General features: G+C 45.0%; 30 protein-coding genes. 23 read left to right on the forward strand and 7 right to left on the reverse strand.

Features of this window, described 5'->3' with window-relative positions; translation table 11 throughout:
• Positions 1–135: 135 nt before the first annotated feature.
• The 10 genes from FR741_RS22560 to FR741_RS22605 all read left to right on the forward strand — a co-directional run bounded on the left by FR741_RS22560 (position 136) and on the right by FR741_RS22605 (position 9,722).
• A complete protein-coding gene (locus tag FR741_RS22560) occupies positions 136–954 on the forward strand; it encodes a FliM/FliN family flagellar motor switch protein (RefSeq protein WP_005398043.1) in 819 nt (272 codons plus the stop codon).
• A complete protein-coding gene (fliN, locus tag FR741_RS22565; protein ID WP_005398044.1) occupies positions 951–1,322 on the forward strand; it encodes a flagellar motor switch protein FliN in 372 nt (123 codons plus the stop codon). The genes FR741_RS22560 and fliN overlap by 4 nt, the downstream gene beginning before the upstream one ends.
• An 18-nt stretch (positions 1,323–1,340) precedes the next feature.
• A complete protein-coding gene (fliP, locus tag FR741_RS22570; protein WP_005398045.1) occupies positions 1,341–2,099 on the forward strand; it encodes a flagellar type III secretion system pore protein FliP in 759 nt (252 codons plus the stop codon).
• 13 nt (positions 2,100–2,112) lie between these two features.
• On the forward strand, positions 2,113–2,382 hold the full coding sequence (gene fliQ / locus FR741_RS22575) for a flagellar biosynthesis protein FliQ (protein WP_005375036.1): 270 nt from the start codon (positions 2,113–2,115) through the stop codon (positions 2,380–2,382).
• Positions 2,382–3,158: a flagellar biosynthetic protein FliR gene (gene fliR, locus FR741_RS22580; RefSeq protein WP_167427769.1), complete on the forward strand. Its 777-nt coding sequence runs from the start codon at positions 2,382–2,384 to the stop codon at positions 3,156–3,158. Before fliQ ends, fliR begins: the two co-directional genes overlap by 1 nt.
• Positions 3,155–4,282: a flagellar biosynthesis protein FlhB gene (gene flhB / locus FR741_RS22585; RefSeq protein WP_006741983.1), complete on the forward strand. Its 1,128-nt coding sequence runs from the start codon at positions 3,155–3,157 to the stop codon at positions 4,280–4,282. Before fliR ends, flhB begins: the two co-directional genes overlap by 4 nt.
• A 31-nt stretch (positions 4,283–4,313) precedes the next feature.
• Positions 4,314–6,404, forward strand: a complete 2,091-nt coding sequence (gene flhA / locus FR741_RS22590; RefSeq protein WP_006741984.1) for a flagellar biosynthesis protein FlhA — start codon at positions 4,314–4,316, stop codon at positions 6,402–6,404.
• A 19-nt stretch (positions 6,405–6,423) separates the two neighbouring features.
• Positions 6,424–7,194: an EAL domain-containing protein gene (locus FR741_RS22595; RefSeq protein WP_047009608.1), complete on the forward strand. Its 771-nt coding sequence runs from the start codon at positions 6,424–6,426 to the stop codon at positions 7,192–7,194.
• A 304-nt stretch (positions 7,195–7,498) separates the two neighbouring features.
• Positions 7,499–8,344, forward strand: a complete 846-nt coding sequence (gene lafA / locus FR741_RS22600) for a lateral flagellin LafA (RefSeq protein WP_005398051.1) — start codon at positions 7,499–7,501, stop codon at positions 8,342–8,344.
• Positions 8,345–8,399: 55 nt separating this feature from the next.
• Positions 8,400–9,722 (forward strand): 6-hydroxymethylpterin diphosphokinase MptE-like protein, encoded by a 1,323-nt coding sequence (locus tag FR741_RS22605; RefSeq protein ID WP_167427770.1) that lies wholly within the window; start codon positions 8,400–8,402, stop codon positions 9,720–9,722.
• A 282-nt stretch (positions 9,723–10,004) separates the two neighbouring features.
• Here FR741_RS22605 and FR741_RS23695 read toward each other — a convergent pair whose 3' ends face one another.
• Positions 10,005–10,292 carry a hypothetical protein gene (locus FR741_RS23695; RefSeq protein ID WP_041853112.1) on the reverse strand — a complete coding sequence of 96 codons (288 nt, stop codon included), beginning with the start codon at positions 10,290–10,292 and terminating at the stop codon, positions 10,005–10,007.
• A gap of 388 nt (positions 10,293–10,680) precedes the next feature.
• On the opposite strand from FR741_RS23695, the gene fliD reads away from it, so the two are divergent.
• The 9 genes from fliD (at position 10,681) to FR741_RS23700 (ending at position 17,289) form a co-directional block, all read left to right on the forward strand.
• On the forward strand, positions 10,681–12,018 hold the full coding sequence (fliD, locus tag FR741_RS22610; RefSeq protein ID WP_006741986.1) for a flagellar filament capping protein FliD: 1,338 nt from the start codon (positions 10,681–10,683) through the stop codon (positions 12,016–12,018).
• 20 nt (positions 12,019–12,038) lie between these two features.
• Positions 12,039–12,425, forward strand: coding sequence for a flagellar export chaperone FliS (gene fliS, locus FR741_RS22615; protein ID WP_005398523.1), 387 nt, complete (start codon positions 12,039–12,041; stop codon positions 12,423–12,425).
• Complete coding sequence (locus FR741_RS22620; protein WP_005398525.1) at positions 12,409–12,729, forward strand: hypothetical protein; 321 nt, start codon at positions 12,409–12,411, stop codon at positions 12,727–12,729. Before fliS ends, FR741_RS22620 begins: the two co-directional genes overlap by 17 nt.
• The gene (locus tag FR741_RS22625; protein WP_167427771.1) at positions 12,726–13,799 is read left to right on the forward strand and encodes a flagellar hook-length control protein FliK; all 1,074 of its coding nucleotides are present in this window, start codon (positions 12,726–12,728) and stop codon (positions 13,797–13,799) included. Before FR741_RS22620 ends, FR741_RS22625 begins: the two co-directional genes overlap by 4 nt.
• A gap of 22 nt (positions 13,800–13,821) precedes the next feature.
• Entirely contained in the window at positions 13,822–14,322 is a 501-nt protein-coding gene (locus FR741_RS22630) for a flagellar basal body-associated FliL family protein (RefSeq protein ID WP_005398533.1), read from the forward strand.
• 12 nt (positions 14,323–14,334) lie between these two features.
• Positions 14,335–15,063 (forward strand): FliA/WhiG family RNA polymerase sigma factor, encoded by a 729-nt coding sequence (locus FR741_RS22635; protein WP_167427772.1) that lies wholly within the window; start codon positions 14,335–14,337, stop codon positions 15,061–15,063.
• Between the two features lie 10 nt (positions 15,064–15,073).
• Positions 15,074–15,931, forward strand: a complete 858-nt coding sequence (motA, locus tag FR741_RS22640) for a flagellar motor stator protein MotA (protein WP_005396580.1) — start codon at positions 15,074–15,076, stop codon at positions 15,929–15,931.
• Positions 15,931–16,923: a flagellar motor protein MotB gene (locus FR741_RS22645; protein ID WP_005396581.1), complete on the forward strand. Its 993-nt coding sequence runs from the start codon at positions 15,931–15,933 to the stop codon at positions 16,921–16,923. The genes motA and FR741_RS22645 overlap by 1 nt, the downstream gene beginning before the upstream one ends.
• Before the next feature lie 78 nt (positions 16,924–17,001).
• Entirely contained in the window at positions 17,002–17,289 is a 288-nt protein-coding gene (locus FR741_RS23700; protein ID WP_031780567.1) for a hypothetical protein, read from the forward strand.
• On the opposite strand, the gene FR741_RS22655 is transcribed toward FR741_RS23700, so the two are convergent.
• The 4 genes from FR741_RS22655 to FR741_RS22670 all read right to left on the reverse strand — a co-directional run bounded on the left by FR741_RS22655 (position 17,286) and on the right by FR741_RS22670 (position 18,839).
• A complete protein-coding gene (locus tag FR741_RS22655) occupies positions 17,286–17,504 on the reverse strand; it encodes a DUF6500 family protein (RefSeq protein ID WP_006741989.1) in 219 nt (72 codons plus the stop codon). The genes FR741_RS23700 and FR741_RS22655 overlap by 4 nt on opposite strands.
• Before the next feature lie 10 nt (positions 17,505–17,514).
• A complete protein-coding gene (locus FR741_RS22660; protein ID WP_104973117.1) occupies positions 17,515–17,892 on the reverse strand; it encodes a PH domain-containing protein in 378 nt (125 codons plus the stop codon).
• A 118-nt stretch (positions 17,893–18,010) separates the two neighbouring features.
• Positions 18,011–18,226 carry a TIGR02450 family Trp-rich protein gene (locus FR741_RS22665; RefSeq protein ID WP_046875742.1) on the reverse strand — a complete coding sequence of 72 codons (216 nt, stop codon included), beginning with the start codon at positions 18,224–18,226 and terminating at the stop codon, positions 18,011–18,013.
• Positions 18,227–18,365: 139 nt separating this feature from the next.
• Positions 18,366–18,839 carry an HPP family protein gene (locus tag FR741_RS22670; RefSeq protein ID WP_005462762.1) on the reverse strand — a complete coding sequence of 158 codons (474 nt, stop codon included), beginning with the start codon at positions 18,837–18,839 and terminating at the stop codon, positions 18,366–18,368.
• 98 nt (positions 18,840–18,937) lie between these two features.
• On the opposite strand from FR741_RS22670, the gene FR741_RS22675 reads away from it, so the two are divergent.
• The 4 genes from FR741_RS22675 (at position 18,938) to FR741_RS22690 (ending at position 22,324) form a co-directional block, all read left to right on the forward strand.
• Positions 18,938–19,483 carry a TetR/AcrR family transcriptional regulator gene (locus tag FR741_RS22675; RefSeq protein ID WP_025788520.1) on the forward strand — a complete coding sequence of 182 codons (546 nt, stop codon included), beginning with the start codon at positions 18,938–18,940 and terminating at the stop codon, positions 19,481–19,483.
• A 98-nt stretch (positions 19,484–19,581) separates the two neighbouring features.
• Complete coding sequence (locus FR741_RS22680) at positions 19,582–20,019, forward strand: MerR family transcriptional regulator (RefSeq protein WP_167427773.1); 438 nt, start codon at positions 19,582–19,584, stop codon at positions 20,017–20,019.
• A 253-nt stretch (positions 20,020–20,272) separates the two neighbouring features.
• The gene (locus FR741_RS22685) at positions 20,273–21,217 is read left to right on the forward strand and encodes an SDR family oxidoreductase (protein WP_167427774.1); all 945 of its coding nucleotides are present in this window, start codon (positions 20,273–20,275) and stop codon (positions 21,215–21,217) included.
• A gap of 24 nt (positions 21,218–21,241) precedes the next feature.
• Entirely contained in the window at positions 21,242–22,324 is a 1,083-nt protein-coding gene (locus tag FR741_RS22690) for a saccharopine dehydrogenase family protein (protein WP_167427775.1), read from the forward strand.
• 49 nt (positions 22,325–22,373) lie between these two features.
• On the opposite strand, the gene FR741_RS22695 is transcribed toward FR741_RS22690, so the two are convergent.
• Complete coding sequence (locus FR741_RS22695; protein WP_167427776.1) at positions 22,374–24,797, reverse strand: formate C-acetyltransferase/glycerol dehydratase family glycyl radical enzyme; 2,424 nt, start codon at positions 24,795–24,797, stop codon at positions 22,374–22,376.
• Positions 24,798–24,799: 2 nt separating this feature from the next.
• The gene (locus FR741_RS22700) at positions 24,800–25,729 is read right to left on the reverse strand and encodes a glycyl-radical enzyme activating protein (protein WP_167427777.1); all 930 of its coding nucleotides are present in this window, start codon (positions 25,727–25,729) and stop codon (positions 24,800–24,802) included.
• Positions 25,730–25,924: the final 195 nt, after the last annotated feature.

Genomic DNA, 25,924 nt, shown 5'->3' on the forward strand with positions numbered 1-25,924 from the left:
CTATATGCTCAAGGCAACATGTGAACTAAAGTCACAATCTTAGAGTTTGAAACTAAAAGATCATTAAAATTTCTGTGTAGACTACACGCCATTAAGTTAAAACAGTTTCGATTGTTAACGCACGGTAAAATATAAATGGAAAATAGAGTTAGCGAGCCTATTTCTGATATTCAACTACTTGATGTAGAATTATTAGGCAAACCTATTCATATCATTCGTGAAAAGCTTGAAGGCTTGATTTCAGAGTCTTGTTCCAGCCTTACGATTGAATTACAAAATTGGCTCAGTACGAGTAAAGTGGAAGCTAGCTTAACCTCTGTAGACTTGCATCGCTTTACACCGATAAAAATGGATAAAGACCAAACGTCAACCTATCAACACCAAGAGGGCGGCATGGTATTTGTTCATGGAGATGCTCACACGTTAATAAAACTGGCAGATCGGTTCTATGGCGCCAGCACTGAGCGTTCAGCAACAACACTGACAGCAAGTGACCTCCGCTTACAAGAGAGAATCAGTCGTATCATTATTGGTTGGCTTGCACCAGGTGAGATGTGGGAAATGGGTGAGTACGAAGCGCCCCGAGGGATTGGAATTAACGTGCAATTAAACATCGCGTTTGACGATCACCAAGGCTCAATTCATCTCAAACTAGATAGCCACCTTATTCAAACACTGATCGAGCAGCTTGAACTGCAGCCCGATACGGATTTGTACCAACCATTCTGTCGCTCTTTAGAGGCAACGCCTGTTCGACTGAATGTTGTTTTAAGTAAAAAGAAGATGCCGTTGAGCGACGTTGTAGGCTTACAACCTAACGATATTTTACCAATTGAGCTTCTTAATACGGTTCCAGTCAGCATTGGTAACCAATCTTTATTTACAGGTCGTATTGCTGAGCAAGACGGCCAACTTGTTTTGATCTTTAACCCTGATAAGGAACCGCAGCGATGAGCGAAGCGCCAGAAACGAATGCATTCGACGCAGAAGAATTGAACTTTGACGACTTTCAATTAGAAGACTTTGAAGCTGAAAGTACGCTCCAACAAGAACCAGCAACTGCGGAACGTGATCTTAGCTTTTTCAAAAGTATTCCCGTCACTGTCACGCTGGAAGTTGCAAGCAAAGAAATCCCACTTGGGGACTTAATGAAAGCCGGAGAAGGCACGGTTATCGAACTTGAAAAGCTCAATGGTGAGCCTTTAGACGTAAAGGTAAACGGCTCTCTAATGGGTCACGCTGAAGTCGTCGTTGTTAATGATAAGTACGGACTTCGTCTGATCGATGTACATGACTCTGCATTGAGTGGCGTTGGTCAATAATCTTAGGTAGGCATCACAATGAAAAATCTGAGCGCTTGGCACCGTTGGTTACCTCTTTTGGTACTGGTGTCACTTTTGTTTGCTTTCCCAACCATGGCGGCAGACAACGGCTTAACTATCTTGTCCGTTTCTGATGGCGACACACAGCAAGAATACAGCGTTAAATTGCAAATTCTGTTGTTGATGACGGCGCTCAGTTTTCTTCCAGCATTCATTCTGATGGCAACGAGCTTTACTCGGATTATCGTCGTCCTCGCGATTTTGCGCCAAGCCCTTGGTCTTCAACAAAGTCCTCCTAACCGCGTATTGGTTGGGATTGCTTTGGCATTGACCTTGCTGATCATGCGACCTGTTTGGAGCGATATTCATGAAAATGCATTTCAACCGTATGACAATGGTGAAATCACGCTAATACAAGCATTCTCTGTAGCAGAGAAACCAGTGAGAGAGTTCATGCTGGCACAAACTCATCAAAGCTCTCTTGAGCAAATGCTGCGTATTGCCAATGAACCACTCGACCAAAACGTTGAAGATATTTCTTTTGCGGTTGTCTTGCCTGCGTTTGTCATCAGTGAACTAAAAACCGCCTTTCAAATTGGCTTTATGCTCTTCATCCCCTTCTTGGTTATCGACTTGGTTGTCGCCAGTGTGCTCATGGCAATGGGTATGATGATGCTATCGCCTTTGATTGTTTCACTCCCTTTTAAACTGGTGGTGTTTGTACTCGTGGATGGCTGGGCAATGACGGTTGGCACATTATCTGCCAGTTTCGGTTAAATAGGAGCATGCTATGACCCCTGAACTAACCGTAACGTTATTTTCCGATGCAGTATGGCTGATCATTTTGATGGTTGCGGTACTGGTTGTTCCTGGCTTAATTGTCGGTTTGTGTATCGCCGTTTTCCAGGCCGCCACACAAATCAACGAGCAAACACTCAGCTTTTTACCACGTTTGCTCGTTACGCTATTGATGGTGATTTTTGCGGGTCATTGGATGCTCCGAAAAATCATGGAACTGTTTGATTTCTTATTCCACAACATACCGGGGATGATTGGCTAATGGCCATCACATTTGCAGAGCTCTCAGCGATACTCGGTCAACTCTGGTGGCCGTTTTTTCGTGTGGGAGCCGTATTTATTTCGATGCCCTTCTTTGGTGATGCAATCATTCCCGTTTTGATCCGTACCTTACTGGCACTTTCGATCGTCGTGATTACCGCACCATTGATGCCACCAATGCCACAAGTCGAATTATTCTCCATGACGTCTCTATTCCTTGCTTTTGAGCAAGCGATTTGGGGCGTGATGTTTGGGCTAATTTTGCACATGCTCTTTAACGTTTTCACCATGCTTGGTCAGGTCGTTTCTCTGCAAATGGGATTGGGTATGGCAATGATGAATGATCCTATCAACGGACTTTCTGTCGCCATTTTGGGCCGCATATTTCTTATATTTTCAACCTTGTTATTTCTCGCGCTAGAAGGACACTTGCTCGTCATTGATATCGTGATTCAAAGTTTTGTCGTGTGGCCGGTCGGTTCTGGCATCACATCGCTTTCTCTGCAAGGCGTTGTAAATATTTTCGGCTGGATGTTTGCCTCTGCTTTAGCACTAGCGTTGCCTGCTATTGTTTCAATGCTCTTAGCCAACATAAGTTTTGGTGTGATGAATCGCGCCGCTCCCTCACTCAACGTGTATGCATTAGGTTTTCCAATGACGATGCTTCTTGGCCTGTTCAGCGTATTAATTTCAGTATCTGGTGTGCCGGGTCGCTACACCGCGCTTGTACACGACACCATCAGACACTTGAGTAACTTTATGTTGGGGGGCGCATGAGCGATCAATCGTCTCAGGACAAAACTGAAAAAGCCTCGCCGCAGAAAGTAAAAAAAGCACGTCAGGAAGGACAAATTCCTCGTGCAAAAGAGTTTACTACTGCGGTGATATTTCTAGCGGTAGCGCTCTACTTTTACTCTCAGCTCAATAGCATTTGGGAAAGTATGTCAGGTATTTTTCGCTACAACATGATGCTGACGCGAGCCGACCTAGAAAACCCTAAACAGCTTGTCGAGCAATTGGGACAAAGTTTAGCGGTAATCATCGACATGTTATTACCGTTGTTTACCGTCATTATTATCGTGACCTGTGGTAGCAGCCTTGTACTAGGCGGTTGGATGTTCCGTCCGGCGAACGTGATGCCAAAGCTGAGCAAAATTAATCCTTTAAGTGGGATAAAGCGCATTTTTTCGACACGCTCAGTGGTTGAGCTCTTAAAGTCCACGTTCAAAGTAGCCGTGATCTTCGGCATCTTATATGGCTATTTAGACAACCACCTACAGCCATTACTTGGCATGCAAAACCTTCCGCTCAGCCAAGGTTTTTCTCTAGTAATGTCTATTCTCTTTGAAGGCTTACTGTTGATGGGGTTTGCGTTATTGTTATTTGGTGTTGTAGACATTCCCTACCAACGTTGGGAGCACCTAAAAGAGCTGCGTATGACCAAACAAGAGCTGAAGGAGGAGTTCAAGAATAACGAAGGCCGCCCAGAAGTAAAGCAGCGAATCCGTCAAATTCAACAGCAGTTTGCACGCCGTAAAATCGATAAGATGGTACCAACGGCTGACGTGATCATCACTAACCCAACTCACTACGCTGTCGCTCTGAAGTACGAACCTTCACTTTCTGATGCTCCATTTGTGGTTGCAAAAGGCGTAGACGAAACAGCCATGCACATTCAACGAATCGCCCGAGAAAACAAGGTGGAGATCATCAACTCACCACCGTTGACTCGTTCGATCTATCACACCACGGCGATTGAACAAGCAATCCCAAGCCAACTGTACATTGCCGTGGCACATATTCTTACTTACGTTTTGCAATTGAAAGCTTTCCGTAAAGGTGAAGGAAAAGAGCCAACTCCTTTGCCTCATTTTTCGATTCCAAAACATTTGCAGCACTGATTAACCCGCGTTTATCCAAGGACACGAAAGTATGCTTAACCGGTTAAAACAACTTCAAACATCAACCAAAGGCTACATTGGCATTCCAATTGTCTTGCTAATGATTTTGGCAATGGTGATTTTACCTTTGCCTCCCCTGCTATTGGATGCGTTGTTTACCTTCAATATCGTCTTGGCAATCCTAGTATTGCTGGTCAGCACTACCGCAAAGCGACCATTAGACTTCTCAGTTTTTCCAACGATTTTGTTAGTCGCGACATTATTACGTCTTACACTGAACGTCGCCTCCACACGAATCGTACTCCTGGAAGGACATAATGGGGGGGATGCGGCAGGTAAAGTCATCCAAGCGTTCGGTGAAGTCGTTATTGGCGGTAACTACGTCGTTGGTATGGTGGTGTTTGTTATCTTGATGATCATTAACTTCGTCGTAATTACCAAAGGTGGCGAACGTATCTCTGAGGTGTCAGCGCGCTTTACTTTGGATGCCTTACCGGGCAAACAGATGGCGATTGATGCCGACTTAAATGCCGGTCTTATCGATCAGGAAACCGCTCGATTGCGTCGTAAAGAAGTCGCTAACGAAGCCGATTTCCATGGCTCGATGGACGGTGCCTCAAAGTTTGTGCGAGGCGATGCTATCGCTGGTTTGCTGATTCTGTTTATCAACATCATTGGTGGTATCAGCATCGGCGTCTTTGAGCATGGACTCGCAGCATCTGACGCCTTTAAAACCTACGCACTACTTACAATCGGTGATGGCTTAGTAGCTCAAATTCCGTCACTTCTATTGGCAACGGCTGCAGCGATTATCGTTACGCGAATTAATGATAGCGATAATGGCATGTCGGAAACCATGCAAAAACAATTGCTGGCAACCCCGGCGACACTGTTTACCGTCGCAGGCATCATGGCTGTGATAGGCATGGTGCCAGGCATGCCACATTTGGCCTTTTTTGCTTTCGCGGGTGCTTTAGCTTTCGCGGGTTGGCGTCAAACGAAAAAGCCCGTGCAAGACTCCCAAATCGAGGAGGTCGAAGCACTTTCACAAGCCATGCAAGAGGACGATACACCGCTTACATGGGAAGATATTCCTCATGTTCAAACGTTGTCGCTTTCCCTGGGTTACCGTCTCGTTCACCTAGTCAACAAAGAACAAGGTGCACCTTTATCACAGCGTATTCGCGGTGTGCGCCGTAACCTATCTGAACAAGTCGGCTTTTTATTACCAGAGGTGCGTATTCGAGACAACCTAAGCCTTAAACCGAATCAGTATACAATTTCTCTCAATGGCGAAGTGATCGAACAAGGCTTTATCGAGCCAGAACGTTTGATGGCGATTGCAGTCGGAGAAACGTACGGTGAAGTAGATGGTATTTTGGGCAGTGATCCTGCTTACCAATTACCAGCAGTGTGGATTGAACATCAAGACAAAGCGAAAGCGCTGAACATGGGTTATCAAGTGGTCGATGATGGCACGGTCATCGCGACTCATATTAGCAAGATAATGAAAACAAACCTTGCTGAGTTGTTTACGCACGACGATGTTGAAGCTATGACGCAACGTTTGACACAGCAAGCACCGAAGTTAGCCGAAGCCCTAGCCGCGGCACTTAACCCTGCGCAGCAACTCAAAGTATATCGCCAGTTGTTACTAGACCAAGTGCCACTAAAAGATATTCGTACGATTGCTAACACAATGTTGGAATCCGCGGAAAACACTAAAGACCCGATTTTACTGGCATCTGATGTGCGTTGCGCACTAAAACGCACGCTCGTAAACCTGATTGCGGGACAGAAAAACGAATTAAATGTCTATGCTCTCTCTGATGAACTAGAACAAATGCTACTGACTTCGCTACAACAAGCACAATCTTCTGGTACAGTAATGTTAGACAGCTTCCCAATTGAGCCAAATATTCTTGGTCAGTTCCAACAAAACTTGCCACTGATAAGACAACAGCTCAAACAACAGGGATTACCTCCGATTCTTCTCGTTATGCCTCAGTTACGTCCACTTCTGGCTCGTTACGCACGCACATTTACGCAAGGACTGGCAGTATTGTCTTACAACGAAATTCCAGAAAACAAACAAATCAATGTGGTAGGAAACCTTGGTTAATCTTATTTCAACACATGCGATGTACGAACATTTGGTTGGTCTCGCAGTACAACATATCGTCACGGATGACGATCAATTAGTATTTGATGCTTTAAAGCACAATGACATTCAACACGCGTGCCAAGCCATTCGCGAGACTCAATCAGGCGAGGTAGAATTCCAACACCTGACGTTGAGATTTGGCACGCGTGGCGAACAAAGCGTCTATCAATTCGAACTCTCTGAACAAATGCAGTACTGCCTAGATTTGTTCAGCCTTTATCTCGCATTGCGACAAACACAGTTTCAGCTAGAAGCCTTTCACCCCGACTTAATCAGTAACGTCGTCGTGCCGATAAGAATTGACGCATTACTATGGGAACCAGGCATATACTTTCTCGAACAGATGATTCAGTTTCACTCTTGCGCTTTTCAACATGTGATTCCTTCTCTTCAAGCAGACAAAACGCTATGCGCCTATGATAAAGTCTCAGCGCTGATAGAGAAGTTAAGAGAAAACGCCTACTCACTTTGGTTTGAAGTCGCGACATCACAAGTGAACTTCGAGCGAGTCGCTGACTTTAGTCCCGATATGATCAAACTATCGGTCACGTTAGAGGATAAAGAAGAAAGACATGCTTTCCTACCGATTGCTAAGTTCTTAAGAAAGCACAAATACCCTTGGGTAGCCGGGCGGGTAGCGAGCCAAACAGAGCTAAACCGCTATCGCTTGTTAGGGGCCAATTATTACTTTGGTTATTTCAGTGACATCCCGACCTCCCTCTCTTTTCAATCTTTTGGTGAGGAATGACAGAATCCTAACTATTAATCTTTATAAAACAGCGCGAATTATTCGCGCTGTTTTTTTATTTATAACGAAGAACGACAATATTGATAGATGACTGCTTCCCTGATTAAGTCAGGCTTATTCAGGTTATTTGATGTTATATCTGTATTTTCATGGAATACAAGTCACTAAAAATCATCAATTTTGATCTTTTTTAGGAATTTTTTAATTTTCAAATTAATCATTAAAGCTGACCGACCGCCTCTAGTTAGTGACTAGGGAATATCCCGAGGCCTGAAAGATATAGTGACTAACTAAGGAGACTAAGATGGCTTTATCAATGCACACTAACTACGCATCGCTTGTAACTCAAAACACTCTGAACAACACAAGCGGTCTTCTAAACACTGCGATGGAGCGTCTAAGCACGGGTTACCGCATCAACTCAGCAGCAGACGACGCTGCGGGTCTACAAATTGCAACTCGTCTGGAAGCTCAGACTCGTGGTATGAATGTAGCGATGCGTAACGCACAGGACGGCATCTCTATGATGCAGACTGCTGAAGGTGCAATGGATGAGATGACAAACATCACATACCGCATGAACGACCTAGCAACACAATCTTTGAACGGCTCAAACAGTCAAGAAGACCGTGCAGCTTTGGATGCAGAGTTCAAACAGCTAGCATCTGAGCTAGGCAACATCATGGAAAACACTTCATTTGGTGGTCAAAAACTTCTAGCTGAAGGCGGCGGTTTTGGTGCAAGCAGCGTTACTTACCAAATTGGTGCGACTGGTGCAGAGAAACTAGCTGTAAATGCAAAAACACAGCTAAACGACATCTCGACAGCAATTGCTGGCCTGACAAGCATCAGCACTGCTGCTGCAGCTTCTACAGCTCTTGCAAACCTTTCAAGCTCTGGCGGTATGCTAGCAGATCTAGGTACAGCACGTGCTCAGTTTGGTGCTAACATCAACCGTCTAGAGCACACAATGACTAACCTTGGTAACATGACTGAAAACACTTCTGCAGCAAAAGGCCGTATCACTGATGCAGACTTCGCTACAGAGTCTTCAAACATGACTAAGAACCAAATGCTTATGCAAGCAGGTACAACAGTTCTTTCTAAGACTAACCAGCTTCCTGGCATGGCAATGTCTCTACTACGCTAATCATTGAAGCTTATAACCCCACCCATCCGGTGGGGTTTTTTACTATCTGAATATTATGACACCAGTTTATTCTCAACATATTGATATCATTCGCTCTCGTTGGCCTGACGTAGCAAAAGCCTTAGACAGTGCAGACTTTAGCGACTTACACTTTGAAGTAGTTGAACAAGCAGCGATGACCCTAAAAGTCAACGGAGTTCAACTTAGCAGTGCTTATGACCCGGTCGAAGAAGCCTTCCAGTACCGAAGCCTAACGTCTAGCGACGATTATCATATTTGGGGCATCGGTATGGGCAATGTCCCATCCCTGTTAACACAAGATAAAAATGCTCGATCAATTCGTGTTTATCTTTATAACCTACCGTTAGCAAAATTGGTGCTTTCTCTCGTTCCACAACAATGGATATCCGATCCTCGTGTTTCGTTGATCATCGTCTCAGAAGACCAAAGCGATATAGGTAGAAAACTCGCGAGCCTTACTTGGGATGATTGTATCATTCTCAATGCCGACAGAGCCATTTCGCGTCATACTCATCAATGGCTTTATTTCCGCTTAGAAAACCGTGTTTTGATCGGCTATGCAAACGCTAGCTATAGACATAGCGATGAAGAACTGCTCACAAGAGAGAAAGAAAACGAACCTCTTTTAAAACGCCTAAACTCTTCTGATCATTATCTTATGTATCAAGTAGACGACGCTATTTGTATTGGTGCTGGCCCATCACTCCAGCATCATATTGAAGAGTTAAAAACAGTCTATAACCGACCAAATCGTCCCAAGCTTATTGCTGCATCAACTGCATGCAAGTGCTTAATTGAAAATAACATCAAACCAGATGTCGTATTTGCTGTAGATTTAAATTTAGGTGACGAACATATTCCATATGAGATCGCCAAAAATACTATTTTGGTGTTTGGTAGCCATATGCCTAGCCGTATTTTCCAAAACTGGCATGGCGAGAAGTATTACTTACACTTGGGTGACTTCACATACGACAGATTTGCAAGCAAACTACCGGTTAAATATCGCCCTTACTCGTTTGGTTCGGTAATCCATCCTCTAATCCACTTCACCCTTTTACAAGGTGCTACCCAAGTATCACTCATCGGATGCGACTTTGGTTTCCCTGGAGATATCATCCATTCAGGACGCGAAAACAGACCAGACGACCCGAACGCGACGATGACAGCACGAGTAGAGAATGGTTATGGTGAGATGATCAAAACCTCACCAGCCTACCGCATGTTTGGAAGCGGTGTTGAGAACCTAATAGCAGCATCACCACAGACCAAGTTTTACAATTGGAGCCGTATTGGTGCAAAAATTATTGGTGCTGAATATTTCAATGTGGAGGAACTATATGGCAACCGAGATTAACTCTGTTTATGACACTTTTATTAAAACTTCAGAGGTTTACTCATACGGTGACCACTTGACAGGCGACTTAATGTTAGGGAGATGTCTAAATCTCCTAACAAAATTATTCACCGTTCAGTCAGAGCGCACGTCTGTTCTCGAAATACTTTCGCGAATAAATACCGCCCGAGAAGTTCATGACTTCACTGCACTTGCAGATATTCTAAGGTATGAAATTGCGCCTAACATAAAAGCGTTGAGTGAACGCTATTAGCTCTAGAAAGCCTCATCATTGAGGCTTTTTTATCGCCTGATGTAAATAGAACTATTATTATCCCAATGAGAGTCTGGCAATCTAAAACCTACTTTCAGCATAATATTCCTTAACACTTTGTTAAATAACTCTAGTTCCACTGGCTCAGGACTATTATCGAACTGATAGCGTTTTAACTCAGGAAATTTTGATATGGCCTCTTTTTGGATACTTGCCAACTCGTCAGAATTAAGACTCTGCTTGCTAAGTAATTTAGCGTGAATAAAGCGCTCATATTCGCGAGCACACTTCATTAGTCGTAAGGCAAATTCGTTCATAATTGTTGTTTTTCTTTCCGATACTCCAATTTGATGAAAAGATAACAGGAAGCATATAAATACGATGTAAGAATTATCTTAATTCATTAGAAGTAAACACCGAAATATCTGTTCTGAGTCCCTTCCTCCCTTTCAACTCCACTTAGAAATTCTATTAAACATTTACGAGTCTTGAGTCGCCTTGTCTTATAGGAAAACGCTACTTGTTTTCTAGAGGAAAGCGGAACACAAAAGGTGGAACCACAGCTTCCTCTCTATGAAATAATACATCGCAAAGCATTGTTATATATAGCCATTTATATACGGCACACATCTTGCGATGAACTGTTAAACCAAGGCATAGCAGATAAGCTATTTAAGCCGTATATATGAGAGAGGGAGTAACCTCATGAGTTCATTAGATCCAATTACAATGGCTACTAAATTTGCCACTTTTGACGTTCAACCGTTTCAACAGCGCTATCAGCTACAAGCCAGCAAATATCAAGCGCAACTTTCCGCTCTAGGTAAAGTTGAAACGGCATTACGAGACTTTCGTAATTCGTTAAACGAAATGAACAGCAGCACAAACACCATCATTAAGAACAGTGCAACCCTATCTCAGGAAGGTTACTTTACAGCCAGTGCAGATGCTAAGGCCCTCACAGGCAACTACCAAATTTTTGTTGAGCAAGTTGCCACGTCTCATCAAGTCTCTACAGGGATGCCTGCTGATCTAGAAGCAACAACTGAAGTCCCAACAACTGGCTCTCTCGAGTTCACGATCAATGGCGAAACAATGACGCTAGATCTATCGACTGTTGATTCAGACGGTGATGGCACAGCAACAGTCAGTGACTTAGCAAAAGCAATCAACAACAACAGCGATAACCCTGGAGTAAACGCCACCTTAGTTCGCTCAAATGGTCAAACTCACTTTATGTTATCAAGCACTGAAACTGGTGTTGCTAACCAAATCAACGTATCGGCGTCTGGTACTGGCCAAGCCTGGTTTGAAGATGCATTCACAAATCTAAACCAAATTAGCGCCCCACAAGATGCTGTAATGTGGTTGGGAGCTAAAGACTCTGGTCTCAAACTGACGAACGCAAGCAATACATTTGAAGGTGTAATCGACGGTGTAGATATTACTCTAACCAAAGCTCAAGCTTCTGGTGAAACACCTGTTGGCCTTGATATAGGCTCTGACAGCGAAGCAACTAAAGAGCAATTGGATAAGTTTGTTGACGCATATAACACTCTTATTGGCGCAATGAACCAGCACACCCAAATAGGTAGTGAAGACAAAAAACGTGGAGTGTTAGCAAGTGATCCAACACTTCGCTCCATTGAGAGCCAATTAACTAATTTGGTTCGAGGGGAACACGGTGGTATGCGTCTGAGTGAAATCGGAGTGAGCTTGGATCGTGATGGGAAAATGAAAGTCGACCACGAAAAATTCGCCGAAGTTCAAAAGAATAACAGCGTGGGCTTGGAAGCAATGTTTAATGGCGACGATGCCTTACTTGACTCAATGGACGCGATGATTGATCCATTTCTGAAGTTTTCATCAGGCGCATTCAAATCCCGTAAAAATGCGCTTCAAGCTAACTTGGATCGCATAGAAGATAAACAATCTACATTAGAGCGTAAATACGATATGTCGTACAAACGCTACATCAAACAGTTCACACAAATGAACGCGTTAATGACCCAAATGAACCAAACCATGTCGATGTTTGGCTAAGCCTTTAGGAGAAAAAACTCATGCTTATGGACTCTGGCTATGACTCGTACCAGCAAGTAGACCTCAACGCGCAAGCGGCAGCAGCAAACCCACACCAATTAGTCATTATGTTGATCGATGGCTTACTTGATGAAGTTGAACGTATTCGTGGCCATTTGGCTGCGAATCGCTTGGCTGAGAAAGGTAACGGAATCAACAAATGCATGAACATCTTGATTGGGCTCACAAGCGCTCTAGATGATGAGAATGGTGGCGAAATTGCTGAAAACTTACGCCAGCTGTATGACTTCTGCCAAGTTGAGCTTTATTACGCCAGCGTGCAGAACGATGCGAATCGCTTGGTTAATGTCGAGCGTGTAATGGGTAACATTCGTGAAGGTTGGATGAATTTTGGACAACAAGCATAAAGTGTCGCCAGAGCGATTTCGTCATTTATCTCAGCTCATCCAATTCGCTACAAAAACAGCAGATTGGCATGCGCTTAAGCGCTATGACTTGCAGTTGCGAGAGCTATTGATCAGTCACAAACCTTTTTTGAAGGATCCTAAGCTTGCACCTGAAATTCAACGTGCCAAAACCGTTCATGCTGATGCATTCGCTAGATTAGAAAAGTCGAAGAACGAGTTAGAAAAAGAGATGAACATGGTCAATGACCATCAAGAGCGCGCTATGGCCTATCAATTAGCGATGACCATGGAGCTAACTCAATGATCGTATCTCCTTCAACTCAAATATCCGGCAATGCATCACCTAGCCATGAAGGCAACATAAAACAAGCAAGAGCTGTACACGGTTTTTCTCATAACCCTATGTCTGAGCATAGCCAGTATGACGGCCAAGGTTTCGCCTCAGCTTCAACCGTGCCGAGTTTTCATCTTACCGCTCCAGCTTTGGACAGCGAAGAAAAGGCGTATGATCGTGGTTCGGATACTGACGAACACTCGGCTTCTGAAGCAGATGCTCACCTGACAAGTACACTGGGTTCAACAGAATCACCTGATCTTGCTATGCAAGCTCAGGCTCTAACCCAGAGTATGCTCACTATGGCCGAAAAGCAGCCGGGTCAGTTCGGAAAAACTCCGCCTTTAGCGGTAGCTAACGACGTTAAGTCTGCAACACAAGACTCAAATAACGCCTTGCTAAACACCTCTCCAAAGCAACAAGAGGTGCAACAAAGCCAACCGATGTCATCGAACTCGCGTCTATCAATCTCCAGTGCCGACTTTCAGACCCTATTGAGTCAACCAGCTCAAGGGCAACCAACGGCCTCACCACTCCAAGGACAAACACCAACGCCACAAGCCCCGAACACCGCCGTTGCCACGAGTCATATTCAAACTCAAGGCTCTGAGTGGGCGGCTGTGCGCGTTGACACCAGTGCTGGAAAATGGGGAGAGCAAATGATGCAAGTTCTGCATGACCGTGTGACTCTTCAAGCGCAACAAAATGTACAAGAAGCCAAAATCCGCCTCGACCCACCGGATTTAGGTAAGCTGGATTTACTTGTACGTGTTGAAGGCGACCGACTAAGCGTGCACATCAATGCCAATGCAGCCGCAACACGAGAAGCTTTAATGCAAGTGTCTGAGCGTCTACGCACAGAACTGCAAGAGCAGAACTTCGTCCATGTCGATGTCAACGTGGGCTCTGATCAAAGCCAGAGTCGCAATGACCAACATACAAATGAAGAAGACGCCACTATTTTCGCAGCACGAGAATCTGGTGCATTCCAAACCACAACAACAAATTATTCAGAACACTGGCTGAACACTCAAGCCTAGTTAATCCTCGAGGAAAAAGGTTATGACCAAACAACAAATGATCGCCCTGTTTATCGCCATGATCATCACCAGCGCCCTCGTTTCGGCCGCCACGATTATGGGCGGAATCTGGTACTTAAACAAACACGCTCAAGAGTCACCTGACTCTGGTTCCTTGATCGATGATTCTCCATTGTCATTTTTAGTCACAGAAGAACCGACAAGCAAAGGTCCTAGCTTCCATCCTTTAGACAAAGTCGTTTTAACCGTAAAAGGTAAAAAGCAAACTCACTTTGTCATGCTAGAACTAGCAATTGAAACACGCCGTCCTGAGCGTATCAAAGACATTGATGAATACATGCCAATGGTACAAAACTCATTATTAAAATTGTTTAGCGACAAAACATTTGATGAGTTACAGCAAGCGGGTGCCATTGATATTCTGCAAAACGAAGTAAAACAAACGCTTTTACTGGCTTTTGCTAAGACAGACATCGTTCGCGAAATAGACGATGTTTTGTTGACTAAATATGTTGTGCAATAACGGAGCACAACCATGTTAGACATGAATATACAAGACACCTATACCACAGAAGAGGAAGTGACGACGCCATCACGTCCAATTGACGAAAATGCACTGCTGCAACGTCATCAAGTTATGGTGAAACGCGTCGTTAACCAGCTACGTGTTCATGCCACTTCTCACTGTAGTATTGAAGATATGCAGCAAATTGGCCTTATCGCTCTAGTTGAAGCTGGACGCCGATACGGCGATGTTGACGATCCTCATTTCCCTGCCTTTGCCCTGTGTCGCGTTCGAGGTGCAATTTTAGACGAATTACGCCGGTTAGATTGGCGCTCACGTAAAACTCGCCAACAGGCTCACGAACTCAACGACGTGACTCGAGATCTCACACGCTCTTTAGGTCGGATGCCTACGGATGCAGAAATCATCCAAGCCTTGGGGACGAATGAGCAGGACTATTACAACCGCCAAAATGCCGCCCTTGCGGGAGAGATGCAAAGCCTTGACCAACTGATGGAAAGCAGTGGTGATAGCTATATTGGCGGGCAATATGATGGCATGGAACATGAGCATATTCGTCGCAGTTTAGATAGCGCTTTAGGCAAATTGCCGAAGCGTGATCAATTGCTGCTTACTCTGTTCTATCAACATGAACTCAACTTACACGAAATAGCTCTGGTATTGGATCTGACACCACCTCGTATATGTCAGCTTCACAAACAAGCGCTGAAACAACTCAACCAATTAATGTCCTCTTAGGAGTCACAAGATGCAAAAGTTTTTTGGAGTCCTCACTATCCTGGTGTGCGTCTTCGGTGGATACATGTGGGCCGGCGGTAACTTAGGCGCTATCTGGCAACCAGCCGAATTCCTTATCATCATTGGCGCTGCTGCTGGTTCTTTGATCATCGGTAACCCACCTCACGTACTGAAAGAAATGCGTCGCCAAGTGCCTGCGACCATCAAAGGCCCGACAGAAGAGCATGAGTACTACATGGAATTAATGGCGCTACTCAATAACTTGCTTGAGACAGCGCGCAACCGTGGTTATAAGTTTCTCGACTCTCACATTGAGTCGCCAGAACAGAGCTCTATGTTTCTCGCTTACCCGACGATTGCTGAGGATCATCGCCTAATTTCTTTCATTACTGATAATTTACGTTTAATGGCAATGGGACAAATGTCGCCTCATGAATTAGAGGGACTGCTAGAGCAAGAAATTGAAGCTATCCAAAACGAAATGCTTTTGCCTTCACGCTCACTACAGCGTACAGCAGAAGCACTACCTGGCTTCGGTATTCTTGCAGCAGTTGGTGGCATCATTATCACCATGCAGGCCATTGATGGCTCAATCGCTATGATTGGTTATCACGTTGCAGCAGCTCTCGTAGGTACATTCATTGGTATTTTCGGTTGTTACTGTGGTTTAGACCCACTAAGTAACGCCATGGCTCAGCGAGTAAAACGTAATATGACTGCTTTTGAATGCGTACGCGCAACCTTGGTTGCCTACGTAGCGAAGAAGCCGACATTGCTCGCCATCGACGCTGGTCGTAAACATATTCAGCTAGACATCAAACCAACATTCAACCAAATGGAGAAGTGGTTAGCTGAACAGGAGGGATAATGCAAAAACAAGAGCATGTAGTGTTCAAACGTGCCAAAGCACACAGCCATGATGAACCTCATGGCGGCGCGTGGAAAGTCGCGTTTGCTGACTTCATGATCGCCCTAATGGCGCTGTTTCTTGTGCTTTGGGTTATGCAGGTGGTAGACAAAGAAGAGCGTAAAGCAATTGTCGCCCACTTACATAGCTCAAGCGTATTCGACAAGAGTTACGGTAATCCATTTGATACTTCACAAAGTATCTCTCCTATTGACTTGGCACAGGACTCTTCTGTGCCAAGTAAACACAATTCCAACCACGTGGTAAGCTCATACTTTCGAGGTGACGGCGATGGGCCAGAAATCGACTCGTTGATTCCTGGTAACTTCGATACTCAGGAGCAACTTGCAGCGCTGGCGAAAGTCATTGAACGAATGACCGCTCAGATTAACGCACAAGGAAATGTCAACGTAACCGTGACCCCACAAGGCTTACGTATCGTCCTTCAAGATGATTACAAACAGCATATGTTCAGTCGTGGTGGCGCAGAGCTGACCCCTTTCTTCGAAGACTTATTACTTGCACTTGCGCCTGTATTTCAGCGTGTGAACAACCCACTGATCATCAGCGGACATACGGATGCGATTCCATTTAAAAAACGCTTTGGTCGTCAATCAAACTGGGCGTTATCTGCATCTCGAGCTGATGTCGCAAGAAATACGCTGGTTGAAGGTGGCATGCCGGATGATCGAGTCATGCAGGTCACAGGCATGTCGGATAGAGCACTGCTTAACCCTGATGAACCAGATTCAAGCGAAAACCGCCGTATCGAGCTGTTCGTTTTAACGACGCCAGCAGCCAAAGTACTCGAAACTCTTTTTGGTAACCACCAAGAAAGTGAACTGCAAAAAGCGAAAGATAAAGCCGAATTTAACCAACCAGTCATTCGACAAGAAGTCATCAATTACTCGGGTGATACGGCCACCAACGAAGTAAATATTCAAGAATTATAACCTCAAAAGGTCACCTCGCCTGATGGTGACCTTTCTAACTGAAACCTCTGTTACTGTGACTTTTTAGTTGAGTTCTATATGCACATAACACCATCCGAAAACAAAAAACGCGATCTGTTGAAGAAAGCCTTTTTATGGTTAATTGTCTTCGACTACCTTTTATTGGCGTTTTTCTTAACTCAGCTGTCCAGTTTAACGCTTAACAGTGGGACCATGATCAGTATGCTGCTCGTCGTCTACAACGTCTTACTCGTTTCTCTGTGCTTTCAAAGAACCAATAAACAGGACTCTTATATTATCTACCCTGTTTTATCCGCGACGTTGTTGGCATTTGTCTGCTTTCTTTATTTCTTTTTTTTAATTTAGATACCTGACTCCACCATTGACTTTATTTTTACTGCTTTTTCGAAGTGGTCGAGCCGATGGGTCTGAATCCACCATGTAGCCGCCTCCATCAACCGTTCTGGATCATCATTTTTGTTGGCGAAAAACGCATAAAATGAGAGCCCAACCTGCTCACCTTTGCTTTCGATCTTTTTGTCACAGACCTCTATTATTTTGTCTCTCAATGAAGCTCTCATTTCTATTCCCTTACGCTAGTACATACTCACTAACCATACGGTTGAAAGAAATCAGATCAAACGAACCTTTAATTTCAAAACGTACTTTTCCCACCTCACTCATGAAGAACTCAATTTCACAATCTAAGTCAAATGTACCAGACGTCTCGATAGAAAATGCATTGATCTTGCTATAAGGCAGCGACGTGTAATCCACTTTTGAGCCCGTAATCCCTTGCACATTCGCCGCAATCACTCGCTTGTTGGTAAACACCACTTGGTCGCGAACCGTTTTAAAGCCCGCAAATACCGACTCGCCATCAATAAGAAACTTGTGAAAATCTTCCCTAACTTTTGATACCTCAATGGGTTTAAGCTTAAACACTGATGAATTGTCGAAATCGATCATAGTCATTCCTTTTTAGTTGATAGCGAACAAACTCAACGTAGCAGATACACAGACCATTGCCTATCAGCTAAGTACCATCTTTCGATTTCAAACCTAGGAAAAAATTCAACAAAGTGCATTACTTCCACCCTTGCCGCCATAGCTCTGGGTCTTTCAGCTCTTGCCAGTTCATCTCTTGCTCGCGTTTACTCATGACTGCCTCAATGACACATTTCACAACATTGCCGTCTTCATCCAGCTCCATTTCTGTTACGACAAAGTGCTTCTCTTTATTTTTAGGTGACGTCGCCGTCCATTTGCTGTGCAATAACTTCTTGGGATGAATTTTATTCATAGTGGTATACCAATTTAACTAACATCTTTATGTATACGACTGAATACCAAGAGAGAATCAGATTTTATTTTTAAGCATCCACGAAAAGAAAAAGCCGCAAAAGAGCTCATCCCCTAATGCGGCCTTACTTGCAACCCAATTAGGTCTTTTGACCGTTCAAACGAGGGTTTAAGTACTGACTCTGTAGCAACTGCAACGCCTTACCTACCAGCACAATCACCACCGCGCCGATCAGTACTGGCGTGAACAGAAAGCTCCACCCCTGCCCAGAGGCCATGATCAAGATAGGATTTGCGCCCGCAGGTGGATGCGTTGTCTTCGTAATCAGCATTGCTGACACTCCTAACCCAGTCGCAATCGCGAGCGTGATTGGCGTGATCTCAACGTATTGGCTAAACGCAATACCGATAGATGCCGTAATGAAGTGACCAATGATCACATTTTTTGGTTGAGCGAGAGGGCTGCTAGGCACCCCAAACACCAACACCGCCGTAGCACCAAATGGCGCCATGAGAAGTACCACCTCAGTAAGAGACACCTCGGCGTAAGACAACACACCAATAGCCAATGTCGCACCAAGCCCCGCGACCAACGATAAAATTAAATTATTCATAAACACCTCAAAGTAGACCGAATTGTCTACAAATTAAAATAGACAAACCTGTCTACCTTTGTCAATATGTGTTTGTAGAACTTTTTGAGGACGTAGTTATGAACAAAAAGAAACAGTTATTGATCGACACCGCGTTGTCGCTGTTTTACAAACAGGGCATCAACTCCATTGGCATCAATGAAGTCCTTAAAGTATCTGGCGTGGCTAAACGCACGCTGTACAGCCATTTTGAAAGCAAAGAAGCGCTCATCCTCGCCGCACTAGAACAACGCCACCAAATCTTCATGGCGTGGCTAGAGGAGAAACTGTCATCAGCACAATCGAGCACAGACGTGATCGACCAGTTGTTTACCGCGCTTAACGGCTGGTTTCATGGTTCTGAGGAAAAATTGGGCGAGTTTCGCGGCTGTTTCTTCATCAACACGTCCGCCGAATTCAGTGACGACAGCGGCGAGATCGCAACGTATTGCCGCCACCATAAACAACAGGTTCGAGAGCTAATTCAACGCTATCTCAAGTCAGACAACACATCATTACTCGATGCCATTTGCATCATGAAAGAAGGCGCCATCACTACCGCTTACATGACAAAAGAGTACGACGACGTCACAAAGAAATGCGTGGAAATTTTGCGCAAGCTGTAACGGTAAGAAAGCAAAAAACGAATCGACCGAGCACCAAGCTGGCGAGAATGTTCAGAAATGGTAAGGTTATTTTATCAACCTAATGAGACACGCTTGATATGAAAATTGGCGAACTGGCGCAAAAAACGGGCCTTGCTCCCTCGCGTATTCGATTTTACGAGCGCATCGGACTGCTAAAAACCGTGACCCGTAAAGCCAACGGGTACCGCGAGTATCCGCAAGAAGCATTAATGATTCTGGACATGATCACAACGGGTCAGCAAGCTGGATTCAGTTTGGATGAGCTAAGTGCGTTACTGCCATCCGATCTTTCTAACTGGGATCATCATCAGTTATTGACAACCTTGCAGCAAAAAGTCCAAGAGCTCGAGGAGCTTGAGAGAAAAATTGCCCAGAGTAAAAGCAAGTTAAAAGAAGTACTTAAAGAGATTGAAGCTAAGCCTGATGACATGGACTGTGCAATGAATGCAAAACGCGTCATGTCTCAACTTGGTCAAACGATTCTGACCAAAGAAAATCCCTCAAATAAAAAATAAGACCGTCACCAAATCAAAGCAATGTTAACAAGCGAAGCTTTACTCTTGATGTTGGGTTAAAGATTCGCCAATTCCCCTGCCAGCCACTAAATTGAGTCTGTAAAAACCATTCGCCCTTAGCTCAGATGTGCCATCTCCTTGTTTCTATACTCAATAAAAAATCAATCCAATTTATCTTCAAAATGCGGGTTGACCTTAAACCTAACTTTAACGTTAGGATGAATATCAAAGCAACACAGCAGGAGATTGGTGAATGCAAACGATATTGGGTGCAAGTGGGCAAATTGGCCGTAAGCTGGCATTAAGCCTAAAACGAAACTTTACGAGCGACATCCGTTTGGTGAGCCGCAATCCACATCGAGTCAACGAGACGGATCAACTGGTAAAAGCGGACTTGCTCGACGCGAAACAAACATCAGATGCCGTAAAAGGTTCTAGTATCGTTTACCTTACTGCAGGGCTACCAATGGATACTCAACTGTGGGTGGAACAATGGCCAACAATGATGCGTAATGTCATCGCCGCATGTAAAACTCATCAAGCAAAGCTTGTTTACTTTGATAATACCTACATGTACCCGCAAACGGATACGCCTCAACAAGAAGATGCACCATTTCAACCTAATGGAGAAAAAGGTCGAATTCGTGCGGTCATTACTGACATGCTGCTAGAATCGATGAATAAAGGAGAAATCGAAGCCGTTATCTGTCGTGCTCCGGAATTTTACGGCCCGGGGAAAACACAAAGCATCACTAATTCCGCCATTATCGATAATCTACTTAACCAAAAGAGTGCAAAAGTGTTTTTACGTGATGACACCAAACGCAGCTTAATTTATACGCCAGACGCAAGCCGAGCGATGGCGCTAATTGGGAATACGCCCGATGCTTACGGACAAACTTGGCATTTGCCTTGCGACGATCGTCGACTGACGTATCGGGAGTTTATCGCTGTTGCAGCAAAGGTTTTTAACGTTCAACCGAAATACAAAGTCATCAAGCGCTGGCAATTGTGGCTAGCTGGGCGATTTAATCAAACCATTCGAGATGCTGCCGAGCTTTTGCCCCGCTACGAATCTGACAACCTTTTCGTTTCGGATAAGTTTCAGACTCGTTTTCCAGATTTTAAAATCACCACATTCGAACAAGGCTTGACCACAATTCAACAAGAAAAAGCCAATGACCAGAAACTTCTTTAAGCAGGCATTGATAGGAGCTTTTTGATGAAAGATAACACACCGACATCATCCCCAGAGCGTTGGATCATATACGGAGCCAATGGTTATACCGGCGAGCTGATTGCGAGAGAGGCCGTAAAACGGGGTCACCACCCAATCCTTGCAGGTAGAAGTTTAGAGAAAGTACAAAGCCTAGCGGCTGAACTAGGGCTGCAAAGTCTTGCTTTTTCTCTTGAGGATAAAAGCAGCGCGGTCCAACATATTTCGGGTTCCTCACTGGTATTAAACTGCGCAGGGCCCTTTTCTTCGACGGCAAAACCGATGATGAAAGCGAGCCTAGAAGCTGGCGCACATTATCTCGATATTACAGGTGAGATCTCTGTATTTGAGTTTGCACAAACGCTGCAATCACAAGCAAAGGAAGCTGGTGTCGTATTGTGCTCCGGTGTTGGTTTTGATGTTATTCCAACGGATTGTATTGCAGCCACATTGAAAGCTGCGCTACCAGATGCAACACATTTGTCTCTCGGTTTTGACTCTCGCTCTGGTTTTTCTCCGGGCACGGCGAAAACGTCTGTCGAAGGTTTGGCTCAAGGCGGTAAAGTGCGGCTTAACGGAAAAATCACCACCGTTCCGCTAGCGTATAAAGTTCGCAACATTGATTTTGGTGACGGCGAAAAACTTGCGATGACCATTCCGTGGGGCGATGTTTCAACCGCCTATTACACCACGGGGATTGAGAATATTGATGTTTTTATTCCCGGATCGCCAAACATGATAAAAAACGCTAAACGAGCGAATTGGGCTCGCCCCCTTCTCGGCATAACCTGGGTACAAAGCCTCATAAAAAGCCGTATTGAAAGAACCGTAAAAGGACCAAATGAGGAGCAAAGAAACCAATTACCCACATATGTGTGGGGTAAAGCAAGCAACAAACTCGGACAAAGCAAAACAGCACGAGTGCAAACGGCCAATGGCTACAGCTTAACCGTAACGGGATCTCTGGCGATTGTAGAACACCTGCTACATACAAAGCCTGAAGCCGGTGTATACACCCCCTCTAAGCTCATGGGCTCCAATTTTGTGTCGCAGCTTCCCGGCTCTAGTGGCATAACCATTGAAGAGTAAACCAAAAGGCACCAATCGGTGCCTTCTGCATTAACAGGGGTTGAGACCATCACAACTCGTGTTCGGTACGGGCGATGATGTCATCCTGCGCGTCTGGTGACAGCGCGGTAAAGAAGGCTGAATAGCCCGCAACTCGTACGACAAGGTCACGATATTGCTCAGGGTTCTTCTTCGCTGCCAGCAAGGTTTCACGAGAGACGATGTTGTACTGCACGTGCCAACCTTTATGGTGATTAAAGAAGGTGCGAATCAACATTGAAAGCTTGAGCTTATCTCCTTCTGAAGCGACAGCCGCTGGGCTTAACTTCTGGTTAAGCAGCACACCACCCAAGATTTTATTGGCTTGAATTTTACCGACTGAGTTGTACACCGCCGTTGGTCCCAAACGGTCAGAGCCCGATGCTGGACTTGCGCCTTCCGCCAGTGGCGTTTTCGCTTTTCGACCATCTGGTGTTGCCATCGTGGATGCGCCAAATGGCACGTTGGCAGAGATGCTCGATGTTCCCGCGTAGTAGCCACCACCAATTGGTCCACGCCCATGACGTGTGTTGACAAATTGCACCAACTCATCGATATAAACTTGGTAAGCATCAGCCAGCAATTGGTCGACATAATCGTCGTCATTGCCGTATTTTGGCGCGAAGTTGATTAAGCGTTGGCGAAGTTGTTCGTTCTCAATACCATCGAAGTCTTCTTCTAATGCTTTAGCCAGTTCCGTTTGGCTGATTTGTGCTTCTTCAAACACCAAATGTTTGATCGCCGCCAAACTGTTACCCAAATTGGCGATACCCACTTGCAGGCCAGATACCCAATCGTATTTCGCTCCGCCTTCTTTTACTGTTTTACCACGCGCCAAACAGTCATCCACCAGCGATGAGCAGAAAATATCTTGCGCTTGCTGCTCAAGCACACTGTCGACTACGGTATCGATCTCTATCGATTTACGTGTGTAGTAGCGAATTTGCTCCGCCCAAGAAGCGGTGACTTGCTCAAAGCTCTCGAAGTTGCCTTTTGCCAACGACTTATCATGCGGCAAGAAGGCTTTGCCCGTCGTTGCATCCACACCTTCGTTAAGCGCAGCCAGTAAAATACGCGCAAAGTTAATGAAGCTCATGCCCGTGCAACGGTAACCCCATTTGCCTGGAACAGCGGTTTCAATACAGCCAATAGACGCATAGTTGTAAGCGTCTTCTTTCTCAACGCCAAGCTTGATGAATTCTGGAATGACGATTTCATCGTTGTTAAATGCAGGCATACCGAATCCACATTTGATCACTTCAATACAGCCCATCAAGAACTCTTGATTCAGACCTTCATGATAGCGAACACTCAAGTTCGGTTGCGTGGAACGTAGCTGACCACAAGACTCTAAAATCGCCCAAGATAGCGGGTTTACGGCGTCTTCAGGTTCTCCATTCTCATTCAGCTTTTGGCCACCGATACAAACATTTTGATACAGAGGAGAACCTGCCGATGCTTTTGAGTGCGCACCAGAGCGAATCTTGTTTACTTCAAGCAATTTCAACCAACAGCTTTGCAATAACTCAAGGGCGAACGCTTTGTTCATCGCGCCACTTTCAAGATCACGCACGTAGTAGTCGTTTAGGAACTGGTCCATTCGACCGAATGAAACAGAGTGGCCATTCGATTCAATTTGCAACATCAACTGAACAAAATAGCTCAGTTGCAGAGCTTGCCAGAAGTTGGTTGGCGCATGGAAAGCCACATGACGACAGTTTTCTGCGATTGTCTCCAGTTCCGCTTTCCTCTCTGGTCGAGTTTCGTTTTGTGCCATTTCCAGAGCGAGATCGGCGTAACTCACCATGTGCTCCTTAATCGCAAGCAAGACAATTTCGACGGACTTATAAAACTGCTCTTTCTTCAACCCTTCATACGTCGACACGTCGTTATTAGCGCGATGCTGACGAACCTCATCCAGCAGACCGTTCATACCGACTTTCAGGATTTTTTCGTTATCCACCGCAAGGTGCGCGTCGCCCGAAGTCATGTTGCCTTCGGCTTTAATGATGGTGCTGGCTAAGATCTCTTGCTGCTCGTCGGTAAAGAGTCCATAGCAGCGATCTTGAACCGTTTTACCGCGCCAGTATGGCGTAATGGCGTGAATGCTTTGTTTGTCTTCTTCACTTACCGCAAAACCAGCCCCAGGTCGGTCGGCCAGTTCGTCGATTTCCGCTTCAATCCAACGCACCGTGTATTCAGGGAAGATCGGCGCAGCGCGTACTTTGCTCGCTTGGTTACCGACAATCAGCTCGTCGTGCTTAATCCAAATGGTGCGAGTGCGTAAGTGCTCTTGTAACGCCAACGCTCGTTGCACAATCACAGGTTTGTCTTCATTTGCCTGATACGCTCGAGTATAAGCCTCTGCGCGCTCAGTACAGATAGGCGGCGTTACGATGTTGACCAGTGCAGATTTGTGGGCTTTGATTCGCTCTGGAAGGGTATGTAGGTCCATGGTTAACCTCTAACAATCACGTTAAGTTGAGTATGTTCGCTTGCGTATTGCATTGCGTTTTCTAGCAGTTCTGGATTATTTAATGGTTTGTCAGAACACTCGTAAGGCATATCGAGCAAACGGTATTTATTGATGCCGAGGGTGTGATACGGCAGCAAGTGAAGTTCTTGACAGCTTTCTAATGAAGCAGCGAAATCAATGATCGCTTTGAGCTCATCAATGGTGTCATTGAAGCCCGGCACAACCGGCACGCGAATCACAATGCGTTTGGCAATTGGTGCCAATTTTCTAAAATTGGCTTTGATGCGTTTTAACGATCCCTTCGCCCAGCAGAGAAACTTTTCTTCGTCGGTGTGTTTAAGATCCGCTAACCAGCAATCGATATACGGCGCAACTTTTTCTACGTTTTTCCACTGAACATGCATGCACGACTCCACCGCCGTAGACACATGGTTTTGATGCAAACGTTCGGCAAGTTCTGCCACAAGATTTGGCTGCATCAGCGGCTCGCCACCAGAAAACGTCACGCCACCTTGGCTTTGATCGTAAAAAGGCTTGTCTTTCATCAACACTTCAAACAAGTCGTCCGATTTCGCCGCATCTCCACATATGCAGAGCGCTTGTGTTGGACATACGTTTCGCAGCGCTATGATCTGCGCTTCGCTCATGGCTTTTCGATTGATGATGATTTGATCGTCAATACGTCGGATACCATCGCTCGCCATGTCGCCGTTTACGGTTTGTTTATAAGCCGACACACAAAGCTGGCAGTCCGCTATACAACTGCGCTCATCAAACAGCAGAGAGTGCTTTTCACTGCGGCTTTCTGGGTTTTGGCACCAAGGACAGGACAAACTGCATCCCTTCAGAAACAGAATGGTGCGAATACCATCACCATCGTGGGTCGAGAACCTCTGAATATTGAAATACATTGCTGTCCGCCTCTTGGTTTGCTCTTCTACTTTTCACGCTTTTCTTTTCTGAAAGCTTCATTTGATAATGAAATATTGCCACTTAACTTTCGTTTTGTGAAATTATTATAATTTCAATTGAAATTTCAATTAATCAAAATCAAGATCTCGACGGATTGTCAGATCTATAGTGATCCCATCATCAAAACGAAGATT

Source organism: Vibrio diabolicus (genome assembly GCF_011801455.1).
Classification (GTDB): Bacteria; Pseudomonadota; Gammaproteobacteria; order Enterobacterales; family Vibrionaceae; genus Vibrio; species Vibrio diabolicus.

Excerpts from the sequence above, each read along its gene's own strand:
- FR741_RS22665 (WP_046875742.1), bottom strand. The coding sequence starts at position 18,226 with ATGAATAAAATTCATCCCAAGAAGTTATTGCACAGCAAATGGACGGCG.
- FR741_RS23700 (WP_031780567.1), top strand. The coding sequence starts at position 17,002 with ATGCACATAACACCATCCGAAAACAAAAAACGCGATCTGTTGAAGAAA.
- FR741_RS22685 (WP_167427774.1), top strand. The coding sequence starts at position 20,273 with ATGCAAACGATATTGGGTGCAAGTGGGCAAATTGGCCGTAAGCTGGCA.
- FR741_RS22655 (WP_006741989.1), bottom strand. The coding sequence starts at position 17,504 with ATGAGAGCTTCATTGAGAGACAAAATAATAGAGGTCTGTGACAAAAAG.
- FR741_RS22645 (WP_005396581.1), top strand. The coding sequence starts at position 15,931 with ATGCAAAAACAAGAGCATGTAGTGTTCAAACGTGCCAAAGCACACAGC.
- FR741_RS22680 (WP_167427773.1), top strand. The coding sequence starts at position 19,582 with ATGAAAATTGGCGAACTGGCGCAAAAAACGGGCCTTGCTCCCTCGCGT.
- flhA (WP_006741984.1), top strand. The coding sequence starts at position 4,314 with ATGCTTAACCGGTTAAAACAACTTCAAACATCAACCAAAGGCTACATT.
- FR741_RS22700 (WP_167427777.1), bottom strand. The coding sequence starts at position 25,729 with ATGTATTTCAATATTCAGAGGTTCTCGACCCACGATGGTGATGGTATT.
- fliP (WP_005398045.1), top strand. The coding sequence starts at position 1,341 with ATGAAAAATCTGAGCGCTTGGCACCGTTGGTTACCTCTTTTGGTACTG.
- lafA (WP_005398051.1), top strand. The coding sequence starts at position 7,499 with ATGGCTTTATCAATGCACACTAACTACGCATCGCTTGTAACTCAAAAC.
- FR741_RS22560 (WP_005398043.1), top strand. The coding sequence starts at position 136 with ATGGAAAATAGAGTTAGCGAGCCTATTTCTGATATTCAACTACTTGAT.
- FR741_RS22670 (WP_005462762.1), bottom strand. The coding sequence starts at position 18,839 with ATGAATAATTTAATTTTATCGTTGGTCGCGGGGCTTGGTGCGACATTG.
- FR741_RS22690 (WP_167427775.1), top strand. The coding sequence starts at position 21,242 with ATGAAAGATAACACACCGACATCATCCCCAGAGCGTTGGATCATATAC.
- FR741_RS22595 (WP_047009608.1), top strand. The coding sequence starts at position 6,424 with ATGTACGAACATTTGGTTGGTCTCGCAGTACAACATATCGTCACGGAT.
- FR741_RS22630 (WP_005398533.1), top strand. The coding sequence starts at position 13,822 with ATGACCAAACAACAAATGATCGCCCTGTTTATCGCCATGATCATCACC.
- fliR (WP_167427769.1), top strand. The coding sequence starts at position 2,382 with ATGGCCATCACATTTGCAGAGCTCTCAGCGATACTCGGTCAACTCTGG.
- FR741_RS23695 (WP_041853112.1), bottom strand. The coding sequence starts at position 10,292 with ATGAACGAATTTGCCTTACGACTAATGAAGTGTGCTCGCGAATATGAG.
- FR741_RS22635 (WP_167427772.1), top strand. The coding sequence starts at position 14,335 with ATGTTAGACATGAATATACAAGACACCTATACCACAGAAGAGGAAGTG.
- fliN (WP_005398044.1), top strand. The coding sequence starts at position 951 with ATGAGCGAAGCGCCAGAAACGAATGCATTCGACGCAGAAGAATTGAAC.
- flhB (WP_006741983.1), top strand. The coding sequence starts at position 3,155 with ATGAGCGATCAATCGTCTCAGGACAAAACTGAAAAAGCCTCGCCGCAG.
- FR741_RS22605 (WP_167427770.1), top strand. The coding sequence starts at position 8,400 with ATGACACCAGTTTATTCTCAACATATTGATATCATTCGCTCTCGTTGG.
- FR741_RS22660 (WP_104973117.1), bottom strand. The coding sequence starts at position 17,892 with ATGATCGATTTCGACAATTCATCAGTGTTTAAGCTTAAACCCATTGAG.
- FR741_RS22695 (WP_167427776.1), bottom strand. The coding sequence starts at position 24,797 with ATGGACCTACATACCCTTCCAGAGCGAATCAAAGCCCACAAATCTGCA.
- FR741_RS22675 (WP_025788520.1), top strand. The coding sequence starts at position 18,938 with ATGAACAAAAAGAAACAGTTATTGATCGACACCGCGTTGTCGCTGTTT.
- fliD (WP_006741986.1), top strand. The coding sequence starts at position 10,681 with ATGAGTTCATTAGATCCAATTACAATGGCTACTAAATTTGCCACTTTT.
- motA (WP_005396580.1), top strand. The coding sequence starts at position 15,074 with ATGCAAAAGTTTTTTGGAGTCCTCACTATCCTGGTGTGCGTCTTCGGT.
- FR741_RS22625 (WP_167427771.1), top strand. The coding sequence starts at position 12,726 with ATGATCGTATCTCCTTCAACTCAAATATCCGGCAATGCATCACCTAGC.
- fliS (WP_005398523.1), top strand. The coding sequence starts at position 12,039 with ATGCTTATGGACTCTGGCTATGACTCGTACCAGCAAGTAGACCTCAAC.
- fliQ (WP_005375036.1), top strand. The coding sequence starts at position 2,113 with ATGACCCCTGAACTAACCGTAACGTTATTTTCCGATGCAGTATGGCTG.